Source organism: Vibrio sp. 1562 (genome assembly GCF_033340155.1).
In the GTDB taxonomy this organism is placed as follows: Bacteria; Pseudomonadota; Gammaproteobacteria; order Enterobacterales; family Vibrionaceae; genus Vibrio; species Vibrio alginolyticus.
The window spans coordinates 1-680 of sequence record NZ_JAWOVY010000386.1 but is presented as its reverse complement, the minus strand read 5'-3'; the positions used below and the strand labels follow the sequence as shown (position 1 = coordinate 680).

The following is a 680-nucleotide window of genomic DNA, read 5'->3' as shown; positions in this document are numbered from 1 at the left end:
GCCGCAGTACCGTGCGTCGTCGTTTACAATACCGTTTAGACAAGGTGATGGCTCGTCTACACATCTTAGAAGGTTTGTTAGTTGCTTACCTCAACCTAGATGAAGTGATTGAGATCATTCGTACCGAAGACGATCCAAAAGCGGTGTTGATGGAACGCTTTGGTATTACCGATATTCAAGCCGATGCGATTCTGGATACCAAACTTCGTCATCTAGCGAAGCTAGAAGAGATGAAGATCCGTGGTGAACAAGACGAACTCGAGAAAGAGCGTGAGAAGCTAGAGCAGCTGCTTGGTTCTGAGCGTCGTCTGAACACACTGCTTAAGAAAGAAATTAAAGCCGACGCAGAGAAATACGGCGATGACCGTCGTTCTCCTTTAGTTGAACGTGCTGAAGCAAAAGCACTGACTGAGCGTGACCTAGTACCAAGTGAGCCAATTACCGTTGTTCTGTCTGAAAAAGGTTGGGTTCGTCATGCGAAAGGACACGATGTTGATGCGGAAAGCTTGAACTACAAGTCAGGCGATAAATACTTGGCGCATGCGCGAGGTAAAAGCAGTCAGCCGGCGGTCTTCCTTGGCAGCGATGGTCGAAGTTACTCGCTTGAGTCGCACTCGTTGCCATCAGCACGTAGTCAAGGTGAGCCGATTACTGGTCGCTTGAACATCACTGCGGGTAGC

General features: G+C 48.8%; 1 protein-coding gene. It reads left to right on the top strand.

The annotated features are described in order from the left end of the window. Window positions 1-680 (top strand): DNA gyrase subunit A (locus R7Z49_RS25340; protein ID WP_318112434.1); only part of this gene is annotated, 680 nt, incomplete at both ends.